Source organism: Kitasatospora sp. NPDC001660 (genome assembly GCF_053596725.1).
Map to the genome: position 1 here is coordinate 45687 of NZ_JBSFGU010000031.1, position 15867 is coordinate 61553.

At 74.2% G+C, this 15867-nt stretch carries 12 protein-coding genes; all 12 read right to left on the minus strand.

The features are described 5' to 3' along the window. Positions 1-55 precede the first annotated feature (55 nt). The 12 genes from ACWCXH_RS27700 to ACWCXH_RS27755 all read right to left on the minus strand — a co-directional run bounded on the left by ACWCXH_RS27700 (position 56) and on the right by ACWCXH_RS27755 (position 15511). On the minus strand, positions 56-2302 hold the full coding sequence (locus ACWCXH_RS27700; protein ID WP_449804197.1) for a hypothetical protein: 2247 nt from the start codon (positions 2300-2302) through the stop codon (positions 56-58). Then, positions 2299-5658, minus strand: a complete 3360-nt coding sequence (locus ACWCXH_RS27705; RefSeq protein WP_449804198.1) for a putative baseplate assembly protein — start codon at positions 5656-5658, stop codon at positions 2299-2301. Before ACWCXH_RS27705 ends, ACWCXH_RS27700 begins: the two co-directional genes overlap by 4 nt. Then, positions 5655-8495 (minus strand): putative baseplate assembly protein, encoded by a 2841-nt coding sequence (locus ACWCXH_RS27710; protein ID WP_449804199.1) that lies wholly within the window; start codon positions 8493-8495, stop codon positions 5655-5657. Before ACWCXH_RS27710 ends, ACWCXH_RS27705 begins: the two co-directional genes overlap by 4 nt. Then, a complete protein-coding gene (locus ACWCXH_RS27715) occupies positions 8492-8866 on the minus strand; it encodes a GPW/gp25 family protein (protein ID WP_449804200.1) in 375 nt (124 codons plus the stop codon). The genes ACWCXH_RS27710 and ACWCXH_RS27715 overlap by 4 nt, the downstream gene beginning before the upstream one ends. Then, on the minus strand, positions 8863-9210 hold the full coding sequence (locus tag ACWCXH_RS27720; protein WP_449804201.1) for a hypothetical protein: 348 nt from the start codon (positions 9208-9210) through the stop codon (positions 8863-8865). Before ACWCXH_RS27720 ends, ACWCXH_RS27715 begins: the two co-directional genes overlap by 4 nt. Positions 9211-9219: 9 nt before the next feature. Further along, positions 9220-9750, minus strand: coding sequence for a phage baseplate assembly protein V (locus tag ACWCXH_RS27725; RefSeq protein WP_449804202.1), 531 nt, complete (start codon positions 9748-9750; stop codon positions 9220-9222). Further along, positions 9747-10847 carry a hypothetical protein gene (locus ACWCXH_RS27730; protein ID WP_449804203.1) on the minus strand — a complete coding sequence of 367 codons (1101 nt, stop codon included), beginning with the start codon at positions 10845-10847 and terminating at the stop codon, positions 9747-9749. Before ACWCXH_RS27730 ends, ACWCXH_RS27725 begins: the two co-directional genes overlap by 4 nt. Positions 10848-10864: 17 nt before the next feature. Further along, positions 10865-11188 (minus strand): hypothetical protein, encoded by a 324-nt coding sequence (locus ACWCXH_RS27735; RefSeq protein WP_449804204.1) that lies wholly within the window; start codon positions 11186-11188, stop codon positions 10865-10867. A gap of 60 nt (positions 11189-11248) precedes the next feature. Beyond that, positions 11249-11893: a hypothetical protein gene (locus ACWCXH_RS27740; RefSeq protein ID WP_449804205.1), complete on the minus strand. Its 645-nt coding sequence runs from the start codon at positions 11891-11893 to the stop codon at positions 11249-11251. A 74-nt stretch (positions 11894-11967) separates the two neighbouring features. Beyond that, entirely contained in the window at positions 11968-12225 is a 258-nt protein-coding gene (locus tag ACWCXH_RS27745) for a hypothetical protein (RefSeq protein ID WP_449804206.1), read from the minus strand. Next, the gene (locus tag ACWCXH_RS27750) at positions 12222-14321 is read right to left on the minus strand and encodes an ATP-binding protein (RefSeq protein ID WP_449804207.1); all 2100 of its coding nucleotides are present in this window, start codon (positions 14319-14321) and stop codon (positions 12222-12224) included. The genes ACWCXH_RS27745 and ACWCXH_RS27750 overlap by 4 nt, the downstream gene beginning before the upstream one ends. Then, positions 14318-15511 (minus strand): DUF4255 domain-containing protein, encoded by a 1194-nt coding sequence (locus tag ACWCXH_RS27755; RefSeq protein WP_449804208.1) that lies wholly within the window; start codon positions 15509-15511, stop codon positions 14318-14320. Before ACWCXH_RS27755 ends, ACWCXH_RS27750 begins: the two co-directional genes overlap by 4 nt. Positions 15512-15867: the final 356 nt, after the last annotated feature.

The window sequence follows — 15867 nt, forward strand, 5'->3', positions numbered from 1 at the left end:
CGCGGCTGGATACCTGCCCCATGATGGAAGACGGCGTACCCGGTGGGCGGCAGGCTCACGTGACGAAGTGGATCCCGCTGTCACAGCCGGCCGGGGTGTACTCGGCGAGCCTGGCGCGCAGGCCGTCCTCCCGCAGCGGCTGGAAGAGGTCGTGCAGGGCCCCCGGTTCGGATCCGTCCTCTGCGCCGCGACGGATCTCGTCGGCGCAGTCGTCGCTGAGCCGGATGTACCCGGGGGTGCCGTAGCGGGTGCTGGCGAACCGGGGAGAGACCCGGGCCGGGTCCCCGGAGCGGTCGGGCTCGCAGTGGAACCGGCGGGGGGTGCGGGAGCCCGGGGGCAGCCAGCAGAACCGGACGCACCCGGCGGTCACGTCGGTGGTCTGGACCTCGCCGTCCAGCAGGCAGTTCTCCAGCAGTCCGGCGGCGTGGACGCGGAGGGTTCCGATCACGGTGCTGCGGCTGGCCGAGAGCACCACCGGGGCCGGGTTGCCCTCCACACCGGTCAGCGCGGCGTACTGCCGTCCGGTGGCGTCGAGCACGCTGTCGGAGAGGTGGAGACGGTTGGGCTCGCACGGCATCTCGTGCCGGCCGGCCACGATGGTGCCGAGGATGGTGTGTTCGACCAGGACGTCGGCCGGGGTGTCCAACAGTTCCAGGCTGGCTTCTTCCGGTTGCTGCGGCCGGCAGCGCGCGTCGAGGTCCCAGCCGGGCACCAGGGTGCAGTGGCGGAGGGTGAGGTGCCCGATCTGTCCGCGGATCTGGACGCTGCGACCGGTGACGGTGAGCCCGTCGAGGACGACGGCGGGCAGTGGTCCCGTGCCACGGCCCGTTCCGGTGATCCGCAGTGCGTCGGGACGGTTGCCGGACCAGTCGAGCAGCCGGAGGACGGGCCGGGCGCCGTCGGCGGCGCGGACGGTGAGCCGGTCCCCCCGGTCGAGGCGGATGTCGAGGAGGTCCTGGTAGGTCTCGCTGGAGGTGATCTCGATGACCGCTTCGACGGGAGCGGGCCTCGGGGCCGCCGTGGCGGTGTCGGACGGCGCGTGGGACGGCGTGTCCGATGGTGGGCGGTGGTCCGACGCGTGGTCCGGATGCTCGTGCCGACGGCGGTGCCGGCGGTGGTGGCCGAGCTTGTCGGTCCGCCACTGTTCGAGTGCGTCGGTGATCCGGGCGTATTCCCCGCCCGGGCCGACCAGGTAGCGGCGGGTGCCGGGCGAGTCCGGCGTGGTGTCGGGCCGGGGGTACTCGCCGCCGCCGAGGTCGGCCGGGAAGCCGTAGTGGTAGCTGACCCAGACACCCTCCTCAGGGGCGTGCCGGGAGGGGAACGCGAGCCGCCCGAGCACCGGGTCGAGCGCGACCTGCCCGCCGTGCGGGTGGTAGGCCCAGCCGGACAGGTCGGCGGGCACGATCCGCTCCAACGGCAGCAGGTCGCCGCGACCCGGTCCGGTCCACACGCAGATGCTCTTGCCCGGGCCGTAGTAATCGGCGAGCCGCTCCGCCAGGGCTCGCCGTCTGATCGGCGCCGGCACGTCGGTCTCGTCCGCGATGTGACCGGCGGTCGGTTCCGGGGCGGGCCGCGTGAAGAGCTGGGCGTCGTTGCCCAGGACGCTGAAGGTGTAGCAGGAACGGGCCCGGTCGATGCAGAACGCGGGGGCGCGGGTCACCGGGTGGGCGCGAACGCGCCAGACGTGCAGGGTGACGTCGGGGATGCCGTACCTCCCTTGGCGGCGGGTCGCCCCGGTGCGGGGGACCTCCACGGTGTGGGCCAGCTCGTCGAAGGGCCCGTCGATCCGGTCGAGGGCGTCGATGCGGCGCAGGTCGACGAGTCTTCCGGCGCGCAGTCGGCGACGGATGTCGTGGTCGTCGGCCGTGTACCGACGGATCGGCTGGGTGAGGGCGAGCAGGCGGCGGTGTTCGACGGCGCGCGCGGGCCAGTCGGCGACGTCGGCCGCGAGGTCCTGGAGGAGGGTGAGGGTGCCCTTGCGGCGGCGGTTGGCGACGGTGGCCGCCACCTCCCGGCGGGGCAGAGCCACGGAGCGCAGCCGCTGGGCCTCGGCCGGGTCGTCGCCGACCTCGGCGAGCGCGCCGGGCAGCATCCGGTAGCCGACCAGGTCGCCCAGGTAGGAGACGACCCAGTCTTCGCAGGTCTCGATGAACCAGTTGGCGTAGAGCCGCTCGATGTCGGCCTGGACGACGTCGGCCTGTTCGGCGATGACCGCGAGGAGCGCCGCCAGCCGGCCGCCGGTCTCGGCGTCCCGCCGCCGGTGGACGGCGGGCAGCAGCTCGTACAGCTGGTCCGGGGTCATGGGATTCTCCGCAGGATGAGGGTCTCGGGCAACGCCGGGTCGAGCAGGACGAGTTGGGCCGGGTCCGGGCGGAGCGGGTTCATCGCGTCCCCGGCGGACTGCTGCGGGCCGTCCCCGGCGGGCGCGGCGGGTACGCAGATCGCAGCGGTGGTGAGGCGGCCCGCGACCGCCTTCAGGTCGTCCGGGCGGAGGTCGTCGGGGAGGCCCGCGAAGACGTCGACGTTCACGTGGTCGACGCCCGGCACGGCCTGGACGGCGGCGATGGCCGTGCTCAGGTAGACCGGTCGGCCGATGTCCGCGGCGGCGAACCCGAGAGCGCGGAGCAGAGCGGCGCGGACCGCCGGTTCGACGGTGTCCCAGCCGTGGTCGGGCAGCACCCGGACCCCGGCCGCGAGGACGAGCCGCACCCGGTGGCACACGTCCACGAGGACGGGGAGCTGAGGGTCCCCGTAGCGGTTCAGCGCTGCCTGCAGAGCGGCGACCAGGGGTGATCCGGCGTCCAGGGCGGCGTCCGCGACGGCGGCGACGGTGACCTGGACGAGTGACCGGCGGCCGTCCGAGCAGCGGCGCGCGAGGGCCTTGCCGATGCCGGCGAAGGCCAGGGCGAAGTCCTGGTGGTCGCGGACCGACACCAGCCGGTCGAACGCGCCGAGCCGCAGGGGGATCGCGGTACGGGTGTAGGCGGGGTCGTCGGTGTCGGTGCCGCCGGTCGAGGGGAGCGGGTTGGTGGCGCTGCTGACTCCGAGGGGCCTGCTCACCACCTGGTTGATCTGGTCCGCGGCGAGATTGCCCGCGCTGCCGCCGCCGATGCGGTACGTGGCCGTGACGTTCTCCACACCGGTCGGCAGCCGGCGGCCGTGCAGGCCGTCGCCGAACCCGACGGCGGTGCCTCCGTCGGCGGTCGTGAGCAGCCGGTATCCGGCGTCGGCCGGGCCGAGCGCGGTGAGGTCCTCGGTCCGTGGCCAGGTCACCGCGCCGACCCGGACGGTCAGGGTGGGTGCCGATCCGTCAGGAGTGGTGGCGGGCAGCCACGTGAGGGGGCTCTGCCGTAGAGGTAGTGTCTGTCCCGCCTGGGTGGCGTCGCCGCTGCCGAGCACCTCGCTGCGGCTCTCGCCGGCGGTGGCGGGAACGACGTTGCCGTGGATCACCACGGTGTCCCTGCGGTAGCTGTAGGCGAGGTCGGTGGCGAGGACCAGTGTGGTGCGGACACGGTCGCCGGGCAGCGAGGGCTGGATGAAGGACTGCTCGACTCCGCCGAGCATGACGAGTTCGGTGCCCGGCACCCGGGTGGTGGGCCCGAGGCCGGTCGGCTCCCCGGAGACGACGGCCCGCTCCCCGGAGACGATCAGCCATCGGCCGGGAGCCAGGCCGTCGAAGGCGCCGGCGAGCTCGATCCGGCGTCCGGACACGTCCTCGGTGATCGGGGGGCCGACCACCGGAAGTTGCTCCCCCGCCGCCCAGACGGTGGTGGCCCGTCGGACGACGGGTTCGGCGGGCCGCCTGGTCCAGGGCTTCTCCAGGCGCAGCTGGGTCACCTTGGTGGCGTAGTTCTGACCGGCGACGGCCAGTTGGGTGACGTCGGTGACCTTGATGATCCTGGGGGTGCGGTCCGGGACGTAGTCCTCCGCGGTGACGGTCCGTACGGCGATCCAGCTGCCGGGGAGGATGGTGTCGTACACGGCGTCCAGGGTGAGGTCCCGGCCGTCACCGGACCGGGCCTCCGCGGACAGCTGTCCGATGCCGCTGCCTGGCACGGCATGATCGTGGGCGTCCACTGCGTCGGGGATGGTGGCACCCAGGGGCGCGGCCTTGACCCGGAAGCGGAACACGCCGGTGAACTGGTCGGAGGCGGCGGGCGGGGCGCCGGCGACGGCGCTGTAGAGCTGCCCGGCGATTCCCGGACGGGCCGCGGCGAGGAGCCGGAGCAGGGTGTCGGACTCGGGGCGGAAGAGGTCGGCCACGGGGGGCAGCGGCTCGTTCCGGCCGGCCGGAGGGCGCGCGGGTGGGCGGGCGAGGCCGTCGAGCAGCGGAACGATCGCGTCGAGCGCGGTGGCGACCTGGCCGGCCTGCAGGGGCCCCGGGAGGCTGGGGGCGGGTGCAGGTGCGGTCGTGGGGGCTGCTGCCGCAAGGGTGCCCGGCGCGGCCGCTGCGGCGAACCCGGGGGCGGGCAGCACCACGGTGACGGCCTCCGCTGCGCCGGCCGCCGGCTGTTCCGGGGGCTCCGGCTCGGCGGGAGTCGGCGCCACGGCCTCCGTGTCGGCCGCTTCGGCGGCGGCCTCTGCACCCGCCTCGGCAGCCGCTTCCGTGGCGGCTGCCATGGCGGCCCGGGCCGCCTCGGCCACTGCGTTGAGGTGCTTCTCGAGTTCGTGTTTCCCCTGCGTCTGGGCCGCCCCGATCTCTCGGGTGAGGGCGGTGAGCGGGCTGCCGAACGCAGGCGCGATGGTGGACGGGTCGGGCAGGCTGCCCCGTCCGTGCGCCGCGTCCAGCAGGCCCGCCAGGGCCTGGGCCGCCTCCGCGGACAGCTCGATGGCGTCGCGCACCGCGATCCCCTCGGCTGACGGTTCCGGCGTCGCCGTCTCGATGGCCCCGGCGAGCCGGCCGAGGGAATCGGCGTAGCGCTCGACGGCGCCCGGCACTTCGAGGTCGACCTCGGTACGGCCGGGCTGCGGGTCGGGCCGGCCGGCGGACACCACGCGCAGGCAGTTGTGGTCCGGGGTGGTGAACGTGAAGAGCAGACGGTCTCCGGCGCCGATGGTGGGGTGGACGCCGGAGAGTTCCAGCAGCGGCAGGCTGCCCGCGGTGTCCGGGGTGATGCCGGGCAGGCCGGTCTGCTGGACCGGTAGCCGGTTCCACTCGGCGCGGGCGGTGAGGTCCTCCGAGGTCTCGAAGGTCTGCGGGAGTCCCCCGGGCGGCGGGGCGCTCTTGACCTGGGAGCCCGCCGGGACGGTCGAGCGGGTACCCGGGTCGAGGGTGTAGGCGAGGAATGTGCCGGCGGCGAGCGCGGGGCGGGGACGGTGACCGACGAGTGTGCCGAGCCGGGCCAGGGACTCCTCCTCGACCGCGGTCCGCAGGTACCCCTCGTTGGCGATGCGCTCCTGGTAGAAGGTGAGGATGTCCGCGATGACGGCCCAGCCGTCCAGCAGGGCGATTGACGGGTCGTCGGGCTCACGGGTGGTCAGCGTGGCCAGCTGCGGATGCGAGTCGCCGGAGAGCCGCGCCAGCATGGAGTCCAGGAACTGGCCGTAGGTGCCGACCCGGTAGCCGAGTGCGGGGAGTCCGGGCCGGTTCCAGATCGGCGTCGGCGTGCTGGTGCCGATGCCGCTGCAGCAACTGCCGCGGCAGGTCGGGCCGCTCATCGTCCTCCTCGCAGGTTGAGGGTGAGCCGCCCGTTCTCGGGGTGGGCGGCATCGTCGTCCAGCCGGGCGATCTCCTCGGGCCTGAGCCTGAGGACCCCGGAGGCCGGCACGCCCTCCGCGGTGTCGTGGAGCCTGCGCAGCCGGGTCACCTCGGCGTGCCGGACCCCGGGGACGCCGACGGCGAGCGCGACGAGCCGGCTGGCCCGTACCGGGGTGCCGAAGGTGAGGGCGTCGGGGTCGAAGAAGCCGAGGCCGCCGCCCGGGAGCCGGCCCGGCCGCAGGGCCAGCAGCAGGGCCCGGTGCACGTGCCCGGTGATGTGGTCCGGGTCGACGGTGACGTCGAGGGCGACGTCGAGCGGCACCTGGAGGGCCGGCCCGGTGACCACGTCGTGTCCGATCCGCCGGTACCGGCGCAGCTCGTGCCGGATCTCCTCCAGCAGCGGGCGCGGTACGTCGCTGCGGCCGATCGCATCGACGGTGACGTCCGCCTCGTACCAGCTGCCCGTCCAGCGCAGGGCGGCGGCGGCGCGCTGCACGCCGCGCAGGCGGCCGGCGAGGGTCGCGTAGTCCTCGGCGGTGACGGCGCGCAGCAGTTTGCGGAACGGTTCGCGCGGTGCGGCCAGTCGGACGTCGGCCACGGGTTCGGGGTCGGTGCCGCCGGTGGCGGGCAGCGGGTTGCGGACCCCCAGGACGGCCTCCAGCCCGGTGGTGCGGGAGGCGATCCGGTTGACGGCCCCACTGCCGACGTTGCCTGCCCGGCCGTTGCCGGTGCGGTAGGCGGCCAGCAGGGTCGTTCCCGGGGGTGGGACGGCGCCGCACCGGCCGTCGCCGAACCGGAGTCGGAGCAGTCCGTCGTCGTCGGTCTCTCCCACCATGTGCCGGTCCCGGGGCCGGCTGGCGAGGAGGTCGCGGCGGATCTGCCAGGGGTGCTGGTCGTCGGCGGTGCCCTCCACCCGGATCCGGACGTCGGGCAGGGCTGCGCGGGGGTCGGTCCGTACCGCGTCGCGGGCCGGGCCGTGCAGTGCGGGGTTCCGTGGGTCGACGGACGCCGCGGCCTCCTCGCCCCAGGTGTGCGCGAGTTCCCAGCCGATGTCGGCGGGGTCGAGGATGCGGCCCGACCGGGCTCGCCGGACCAGGACCTCCAGGCGCCGGAGCCTGGTGTCGAGGATCTCGTCGAAGCGGGCGAGCAGGGTGGCGACGGTTCGTCCGGGATCGTCGTCGGGGCGGTACCGGCTTCGCCGGCCGGCCGGCAGCAGAGTGCTGAGGAGACGTCGGTCGGATGCGGTGAGCGGGGTGCCGGAGTGCTTCATGTCGCGGAGCCGGTCGCGGATCAGGTCGGGCAGCCGGGCGAGTTGCCGGGCCTGTGCGGCGGAGAGTTCGGCCGGGCGGGGATAGGGCGCGGTCCGGGTGACCGGGGTCCCGGCGAGCACCGGGGTGAACGCTCTGGCGATCGGTGCGGCGGGCCCGTCGGCCGCGGGGACGCGGAGCTGCTCCGGAGCGGTGCCCGGCGCCCAGGAGTTCCAGGTGCCGTGCTCGACCAGGACGGCGTTTCCGCGGGCCACGGAGACCTCCCGGTCGGGGCTGCCGGGGGCGGTGACGCACAGCGGGAAGGTCAGGGCGTCCTCGGCGGCCCAGGCGATTTCGAGGACCCGGGTGTCGTAGAGCGCGTCGATGCTCTCGGTGACCCGGGTGAGGCGGACGGCCTGCCGGTGTTCCGGGTCGGCGTCGGCCAGGGCGCCGGTGACCGGGCCGAGCACCTCCTCGAAGACCAGGATGTCCCCGGGGGCGAGCCGCAGTGGCCGGGCGGGACGCTGCCCGTTGTCGTCGTCGTCGCCGTAGCCGTCGTGGTCGGCCCTGGCCCCGGCGCCGACGACTTCGTCGAGCAGGGTTGCCTCGGTCGCGCCGACGGGCAGGCAGCACGCGCGGTCGCCCCAGGTCCACAGGCTGATCCGGTTGTGCTCGGGCCTCAGGACGATCTCGTGCTGCTGGAGCGGGTGGAAGACCGGCATCCGGCTGCGGGCCAGTTCGCCGGCGTCGATCACCGGGCCGGTCTGCGGGAAGCCGCTCGGCGGGGCCGCGGTGAACCCGATGTCGCCGGGTTCGAGGGTGATCTGCGCGGCGGTCTCGACGAGGACGAAGGCGCGGGCCGCGCAGCCGTCGTGCATGGGGTAGTCGACCAGGCGGGCGTGGCGGCGGACGGAGGTCCGCAGCCGGGCGGTGTCCAGGTAGGCCTCGGTCGCCACCGCGTCCTGGAAATAGCTGAGTTGGTCCCCGACGTGGGCGAGCAGTTCGACCAGGGTGATGCCGAGGTCGGGTGCGTGGCGTTCGGTCCACCCGGGCATGGTGAGGGCGAGCCGTTCCAGGAGCAGCCGGCGGAAGCTCGCGTAGTCCTTGGCGAGGTGGTCGAGGGCCGGCTCGGGACGGAGTCGCGGCGGACAGTCGTCGCGTCCCGGAGCGCAGTCGAGGTCATCCGGCGGGGCCGGCCGGAAGGTGAACTCCTGGCAGGCGTACCGTGCGTCGAAACCGGCGCCGAGTGCGCGCAGCCGGTAGGCCGAGCCGTCGCCGCGCCGGTCGAGGGCCAGATGGAGAAAGGGCGTCAGCTCGTCGCCGCTGTTCGGCTCGGCCCGGGAGACCGAGACGACCTGGATGCCGGTGACCCGCCGGCCGCCCTCGACGCGGAAGCTGTGCCGGTCCAGTCCGTCGGGGACGGTGCCGAAGAGGGCCACGGTGAGACTGCGTCCGTCGGCGGAGGGCGTCACGCCCGTGAGGCCGGCCAGCCCGCGGGCCCGGACGGCCGCCCGCCGCCGTTCGTCGTCGCATCTCAGTGGTGCGTTCACGGTGTCGTTCCCCCGTCGATGAGTACGCGTTGGCTCTGCCCGGTGGCGGTCAGCCGGTAATCCACCGAGACGCGCAGGGCGGATTCCTCGGCGGTGACGCTCAGCGACTCGACGGTGAGCAGGTCGCCGAGCCAGCGCTGCAGGGCGGCCTGGGCGGTCATCTCGACGGCCGCCGCCAGCTCGGGGCCGTTGGCGCCGAAGACCAGGTCGAGCAGGCCGCAGCCGAAGTCCGGTCGGTTCACCCGCTCGCCGGGGGAGGTGAAGAGCACCTGCTCGACCAGGTCGCGGACGTGGGCGGCGTGGTCGGTGGCGGCGGCGGTGCGACCGCGGGCGTCGATCCGGTAGGGGAAGGCGATGTCCACCGTCCTCACATCCCCCAGACCCGGATCTGCATGGCCTGGACCAGGGGCGGGTTGGGCGGCGGGCTCCCGATGGCGATGGCGGCGCCGGTGCTCGGGGGCGGACCGGGCTGGAGCAGCACGGGCTGCCCGTCGACCAGCACCCTGGTGGAGACCTGAAGCCAGGTGAGGGCGGTGCACGGGGAGCCGCCGCTGGCCGACAGCGCACAGCCCGCGACGAGCAGGGTGTCCGCGACGGTGGCGACGGGTTGCAGGGCGACCAGCACCCTCTCCTGCGACGGCACGGGGATGTTCGCCACGCCCGGTGGGTGCGCGCACATGATCAGGGCTCCGGAGTGCAGCATCAGTCCAGGCATCGCATCCTCTCACTGCACCATCAGGGCGCCGTTGTTGACGATCACTTGGGTTCCGGTGAGCATGATGCTGGCCAGGCCCGGGCCGCACGAGATCTCGATGCCCGCCTCGTTGATCCTGATGAACGGGCCTGCCTCGCCGTGGAGTTGCAGGATGATGCCGCCCGTGGGAGCGGTCATGTCGCTGATCACCAGGGCGTTCTGGGACGGTGTCGCGAGCACGATCTGCGGGACGCCCGGCGGGGTGGTCCGGGCGGCCGGGGGCACCTCGTCGGCGCCGCCGCGCCAGAAACCGACCCACACCGCCCGGTTCGGGTCGCCTTCCAGGAACTGCACCCACACGCCGGAGTTGGGCAGCGGCACCACGTACATGCCGCTGGCCGTGCCCGCCAGGGGCGAGAGCGGCGCCGCCCAGATGCAGGGGAGGTCACCGAGGACGTCGGGCACCCGTACCAGCAGGCGGCCCATGTCGGAGGTGTCCACGTTCGACACCACGACGCCCTGGTACAGACCGTGCCACTTCCTGGTGCGCGGGGTCGTCACGGGATCACCGCCGGTGTGATCGGGACGAGGCCGTCCCGGCTGAGCGTGAAGTTCTGCTTGTACTCGCCGCGCTTGATGCTGTGCGTGACGCTGCGCACGTAGTACACGCCGTCGTAGGCGAGGCCCGCACCGCGCACGCCGACCAGGTGGCGGGCCCGGAGCACGTGGCCGTAGCGCAGCACGTCGAGGCTGCCCTGGCCGGTGACGGCGTCGGCCGACTCGGCGGTGCCGCCGAGACCCAGCAGGAGGATCTCGGGGAGGGAGCGGCCGGTCTGGTCCGGTACCGGTTCCTCGCGCAGGGCCGGGGCGGGCCTCAGCGCGAGCGGCGGGCGCAGCAGGCTGATGTCCGGGATCGGTACGTCGAAGGAGATCTTGGTGATGGGTTCGGTCAGCCTGGTGGTGTACTGGGTGCGGGCGAGGCCGTCGAAGCCGAAGCTCAGCGACTCGACGTTGGTGGCCGGGCCGCTGTCGACGGTGAGTGCCGGCTGGAGCAGCCCGGCCCGCACGTGCGGTCCCCAGTAGGCGAGGCTGGTCCCGGGCACGGGCCCCGGCTCGATGAAGAAGGTGTATCCGACGTCGGCGGCCATGGAACGCAGGTACGCAAGATCGGTGCTCGACTGGACGGGGATCTCGACGGCCGGGTTCGGCAGGTCGGCGATCACCGGGGGGACGGCCAACGGGATGATGCCGTACTCCGCGTACAGGGCGCACACCGTCATCGCCCGCAGGTGGTGCGGCATTCCCGGATAGCAGCGCTCGTTGTGCTTCAGGTCCATCAGCAGGGACAGGTCCTCGCCGGTGAGGGTGAGCGTGGTGGTGCCGGGGTCACGGCCGGGCACGAGTTCCTGGCGGGTGATCACGCCGTCGATGAGGACCTGCGGCAGGCCGCCGACCAGGGCCGTCAGCACCACACGGGTCTTCGGGTCGAGGAGGCCGGTCGGCAGCAGCACCTGGGTCACCGGTGAGCTCCGGCCCGCGGCGAAGGTCAGCTGGAAGCCGCTCGCCCCGACCGTGGAGGTGGTGACCTGTGCCGACTGCAGGGCGTCGACGAGCACGGCCGGGGCGGGCACCGGCAGGACCTTTCCCACCAGCAGCATCAGTTGGAGGCTTCGGATCACGGCAGGGCCGGTCCCGCGGCCGGCCCGGGCAGACCGTAGGGCAGGGCGATCCGCAGCCGCCGGCCGGGTACCGCGGTGAGGTCCTCCGGCCACATCGCGCGGTTGGCGTCGGCGATCCGCCAGGCCTGCTCCGGGTCGCCGTACTGCCGGGCGGCGACCCGGTCGAGCCGGTCGCCGGGTGCCACGACCTGCTCGGCGACGAACGCCAGGTCGTCCGGCTGCGGCAGGAAGCGTCGCCGTACGTAAGTGACGGGCCGTCCGTCCGGCGATGTCCAGGTGGCGGTGGGGAGGCCGTGGTACCTGCTGGTGGGTTCGAGCATCCTTGCCTCTCTCGGGGCTGTCCCGTTCCGTCCTCGCATCCCGGTGCCGGGGTGCAGGGCTCAGATCCCGGTGAATCCGACCGCGGCCGGGTCGTTCGCCGGCAGCCCGGCGAACTGCTCCTTGCCCTGGTGGTAGCGCAGGTAGAGCAGCCCGGCCTTGTGCGTGAAGCCGACGTCGTCGACGGTGAGGGTCCGGACGGTCACGCCCACCTTGGCCCGGATCGGGTTGAGGTCCCCGTCGTAGGCCTCTTCGGTGACCGTGAGGTCCGTGATGCGCACCGGCACGACCCGGCGCACGCCCAGGACCAGCAGGGTCAGCGGCGCCTCCGTCGGCGCGATCTCGAGTATCCCGGTGGCGGCCAGCCCGTTCTCGTGGAGGAGTTGCGCGCTGGCTGGGTACACGGCCGTCTCCAGTGCCGACAGCACCCCGAACAGCCCGGTGCCGGCCGTCGGGTCGGGGCGGGATCCGGTGCCGAGCCGGTCGGCCGCGTCGAACTCGGCGTCGAACTTGAAGGTCTCGTGCGGCGGGCCCTTGAGCCGCAGTGCCTCCAGCCGGTCCGCCGCCTCGCCGCCGACCGCTTGCGGCTGCAGCGTGCGGGTCAGGCTGTCGGGGTTGTACTGGAACGGCATGACCCGCAGGACGCGTCCCTGTTCGGGGTCGAGCAGGACGAAGCCGCCGCGAAGCGGTGCGGACGTGGGTACCACCGGTCACCTCCTCTGCGCGTGGTTGCCGGCCGGAGCGCCTGCCCGGGCCGGGGCGGTCTTGCTCGCCCGCCCGCTCATCGGCCTCCTCCTGGGGCGTGCCGCAGGCTGTGGTGCACCGCGCCGGCGATCCCCCGGCCGAACACGGCGGGGTCGGCCTCGACGGCGACGGCAGCGGTGGCGGCCCGGCAGACGCGGCGGTTCCGGCCCGGGACGGGCGGATCGGCGGTCAGCAGGGCGGTGAGCTCGCACTCCAGGGCCTCGCGCAGTTCGACCGCATCGCCTGGGGCGACGCCGTCGAGCACCAACCGGGCGATCCGCAGCTCGATCCTCATACGGCTGCCTCCATCCGGCCGTCCCACACGAAGTCGTTCTCGGAGGCGGGCATTTCCGCCTTGTGCAGCTCCGCCCGGGCCGCCGCCAGGACCGCCGGCATGCCGATCGGCGTACCGGCCGAAGCGGCGGCGAAGGCGGCGTTGACCGCGGTGTTGCGGATCATTCCGCCGCTGAGCGGGAGCGCCGCGAGCCGGTCCAGGTCGAGCGCGCCGACCGGGGCGCGCGCCGGGAAGGCCCGCGCCCACATCGCGCGGCGCTCACCGGTGCCGGGGAAGGCGAACGGGACGACGAACCGCAGACGCCGGAGGAACGCGGTGTCCAGCGAGCGGCGCAGGTTGGTGGCGAGGATCGCCAGCCCCTGGTACGCCTCCATGCGTTGGAGCAGGTAGCTGACCTCGATGTTGGCGTAGCGGTCGTGGGAGTCCCGGACCTGGCTGCGCTTGCCGAAGAGCGCGTCGGCCTCGTCGAAGAACAGGATCGCGCCGCCGGGCTCGGCCGCGTCGAACAACCGCCGCAGGTTCTTCTCCGTCTCGCCGATGTACTTGCTGACCGCCGCCGACAAGTCGATGCGGTAGAGGTCGAGGCCCAGGTGCCGGGCGAGCACCTCGGCCGCCATGGTCTTGCCCGTGCCACTGGGCCCGGTGAACAGGGCGCTGATGCCCAGGCCCCGGGTGACCCGGTCACCGAAGCCCCAGTCCTGGTACACCGTCCCACGCTGCGCCACCTGGTCGGCGATCTGCCGGAGCACGCCCAGTTGCTCGGCGGGCAGCACGATGTCCTCCCACCCGACCCGCGGCTCCAGCCGCTGGGCCAGGGCCCCCAGACGCGGCCGGGCGCGCGCCAGGCAGCCCTGCCAGGCGGCATCCGGGTCGCCGCCCGCCGCGGCGGCGATCTCGTCGATCGCGGCGAGGTCCAGGGCGAACTGGTCGGCCAGCCGGTCCGCGTCGGCCGGCCCGAACACCGTGCCCCATGCCGCGCTCCGTTCGGCGGCGGACGGCGGCGCGATGTCCACTGCCGTCGTCGGTGCGGGCACGCCGGGTCTGCTCTCCCGGGTGGCCAGGAAGCACGGTCCGCCGCTGCGTTCCAGGAAACGGCCGATTCGACGCGTCGAGTCCCGCTCGTCGCCCGGCCCGTCGTCGTCCGGCCCGAAGCCGGTCCCGTCGTCGTCCGCGTCGACGTAGAGGGCGAGCGGCAGCAGCCGGGCTTCGCGCTGCCAGAGCCGGGCGACCGTGTCGAGCTCGGCCGCCGTGCCCGGGATCAGGGCCAACGGCAGCCGGTACAGCAGCAGACCCGCAGCGGCGGCGCACTGCGCGGCCACCGTCCGCTTGCTCTCCCGGTCGGCGCCGAGGAGCTGGATCACCGCCGGCCGCCGGTCGGGCTGCTCGGGTGCCCCGAGCCAGTGCGCGGTGATCTGCTCGACGGCCGCGTGCTGCGAAGGTGACGGCCCGGCCTTCCCCGTCGGCGGCACCACCTGTCTCACCAGGGGTTCCAGGCGTTCGTCGAGGTAGTCGAGCCCCTTGAGGTGGTCGACGATGCGTTCGTCGGCGCGCAGCGGGCTGCTCACCAGGGTCTGCCCGGCCGACCGCCCGACTTCGACCAGCTGCCACCAGCGCAGCCCGCGGTACGGGGAGAGCGTGTCCCAGGCCGGGTCGGGGAAGAGGGACAGGGCCAACGCGAAGGTCGGATCGGACATCCGGTCGGAGCCCTGGGCCCGCGCGTACAGCTCGACGATGCCGGGGTCGAGCGCCGGGGCGGTGCAGAGCAGCAGCGTGTTCTGCTCGAACGGTGAGAGCCCGAGCAGGCGGCCGAGGCTGATCAGGGCGGGCGGCGGGTCGGCCGCGCCCGCCCGTGCCATCTCCTCGGCCGCGGCGGCCAGCCGGGCTTCGGTGACGGGTTGTGCGGCGGAGTCCGAGGCTGACGGGGTGTCCACCGGCGTCGGGAGGCTGTCGGCGTGGCGGCGCAGGAGCAGCCGGAGCCACCCGAGCGCGGCGGTCAGGTAGTGGCTGTTGGCCGCCTCCCAGCTCTCCGCGGCCGGCACGTCGCCGGTGCCGCCGTCCGGCCGCGCGACGGGTTGCTGTCCGGGTGCGGTCGTCATGTGACCACCACCGCCGCGGCCGTGTCGAACTCCGGCGGCGTGGCAGTGGGGTCGAGCAGCGGGCTGTCCGCGCCGTCGACCCGCAGCCTCAGGGCGTACCGGCCGGGCTGGGCCTTGGTCAGCCGGAACACCAGCGTGCTGCTCGAGTCGGCGAACGGTTCGGCCGGCACCGGCAGGTCCCCGACCAGCAACAGCACCGTCTGGTCGGTCCGCACCGGCGGCGCACACCGAACGCGGAGCACCGCGGTGCCGGCGGCGTCCCGCGCGACCTGCATCGGCAGTTCGTTGGTGATCCGCGGCGCGACGCCGAGCGGCACGGCCGTACTGGACTGTCGGGTGCCGTCGGCGGCTTCCAGCCGGACCGTCGCCGACCAGAGGCCGGCTCCGATGTCGGCGGGGAGGGTGGCGCGCAGCGCGCCGCCGTCGGCCGGCTGCGCGGGACACTCGACCGGGCCGCCCAGCCGGGGGTGGGTGAGGCGCAGGACCGGTGTTCCGGCGTCGAGGCCCGTGCCGGTGACCAGCAGCTGTGCACCCGGCAGCGCCACTGCCGGGGTGATCGCTCGTAGGGTGGGCGGCCGGCCTGCGGCGCCCACGGTGGCCAGCGGCCCGCGGTCCTGCGCGCCGCTGCGCACCACGGGCAGGGGCGAACGTCCGGGGTCGGCACTGTCGAGCAGCACGATCCGCGCCTCGTAGGCGGCCGAGGTGCGGTACTGGCTCTGGAAGGCCGTCCACAGCTTGGAGATGTCCTCCGTCCCCAGCCCGACCGGGGTGAGGCGGACGCGTTCGGTCTGCCGGTGGAGGTCGCTGAACGGGGCGGCGGAGCGGAGGTCCGCGGGCCGCAGCTCGGGGTGGTCGTGCAGGGTCGCCATCGCGGCGCCGAGGATGCGGTGCGCCGCCGAGTCCTGGGAGTCGGCGCTCGTGTACGGGGTGATCAGGTAGTGCAGTACCAGCGGCAGCGCGGGGCGGCGGGTCTCTCCCGGGCGGGTGCCCTCAGGGTCGAGGTTGCGCATCGTGCCGTCGATGGTCGTCCGGTAGAGGAAGACGTTGAGTACGGCGTCGGTGTGCTCGGCGGCGACCTCGTCCGGCGGGCGTGCGGTGACCGTGGTGCCGGGCACCAGGGAGCCCACCGCGCTCTGCAGGATCGCGCGCAGCGTGTCCGTCACGGCGGCCACCGCGAAGGCGTCGCTCACGTCCGCCTCCGGAGGTACTCGTCGAGGCTGAGCGTGGGCTGACGCACGGTGGGGCGCGCGGCAGCGGGTGCGGCCGCGCGCGGGGCCGCCCGGACCTCGAGCCGGTCGATGGTGATTCGGACGACCGTCTCGGGCGTCGGCGCCGCAGCGGCCGTCCGGGTCCCGGAGGGCATCGCGGCGCCCGTTCGCAGCTCGGTGGACGGCGGGCGGACAGCGTACGAGGGGGTGCCCGGCCGGGAGCGCAAGGCGTCCGAGGACGAGTCGGGCGGGGTGTGGGCGGGGCCTGTCCGCGGTGGTGCGCCTGCGGGCTGTGGCGCGCCCGGTGCGGCCGTCCGGGACGGGCCGGACGACGGAGG

Excerpts from the sequence above, each read along its gene's own strand:
- ACWCXH_RS27705 (WP_449804198.1), bottom strand. The coding sequence starts at position 5,658 with ATGAGCGGCCCGACCTGCCGCGGCAGTTGCTGCAGCGGCATCGGCACC.
- ACWCXH_RS27700 (WP_449804197.1), bottom strand. The coding sequence starts at position 2,302 with ATGACCCCGGACCAGCTGTACGAGCTGCTGCCCGCCGTCCACCGGCGG.
- ACWCXH_RS27730 (WP_449804203.1), bottom strand. The coding sequence starts at position 10,847 with ATGCTGCTGGTGGGAAAGGTCCTGCCGGTGCCCGCCCCGGCCGTGCTC.
- ACWCXH_RS27720 (WP_449804201.1), bottom strand. The coding sequence starts at position 9,210 with ATGCCTGGACTGATGCTGCACTCCGGAGCCCTGATCATGTGCGCGCAC.
- ACWCXH_RS27735 (WP_449804204.1), bottom strand. The coding sequence starts at position 11,188 with ATGCTCGAACCCACCAGCAGGTACCACGGCCTCCCCACCGCCACCTGG.
- ACWCXH_RS27745 (WP_449804206.1), bottom strand. The coding sequence starts at position 12,225 with ATGAGGATCGAGCTGCGGATCGCCCGGTTGGTGCTCGACGGCGTCGCC.
- ACWCXH_RS27750 (WP_449804207.1), bottom strand. The coding sequence starts at position 14,321 with ATGACGACCGCACCCGGACAGCAACCCGTCGCGCGGCCGGACGGCGGC.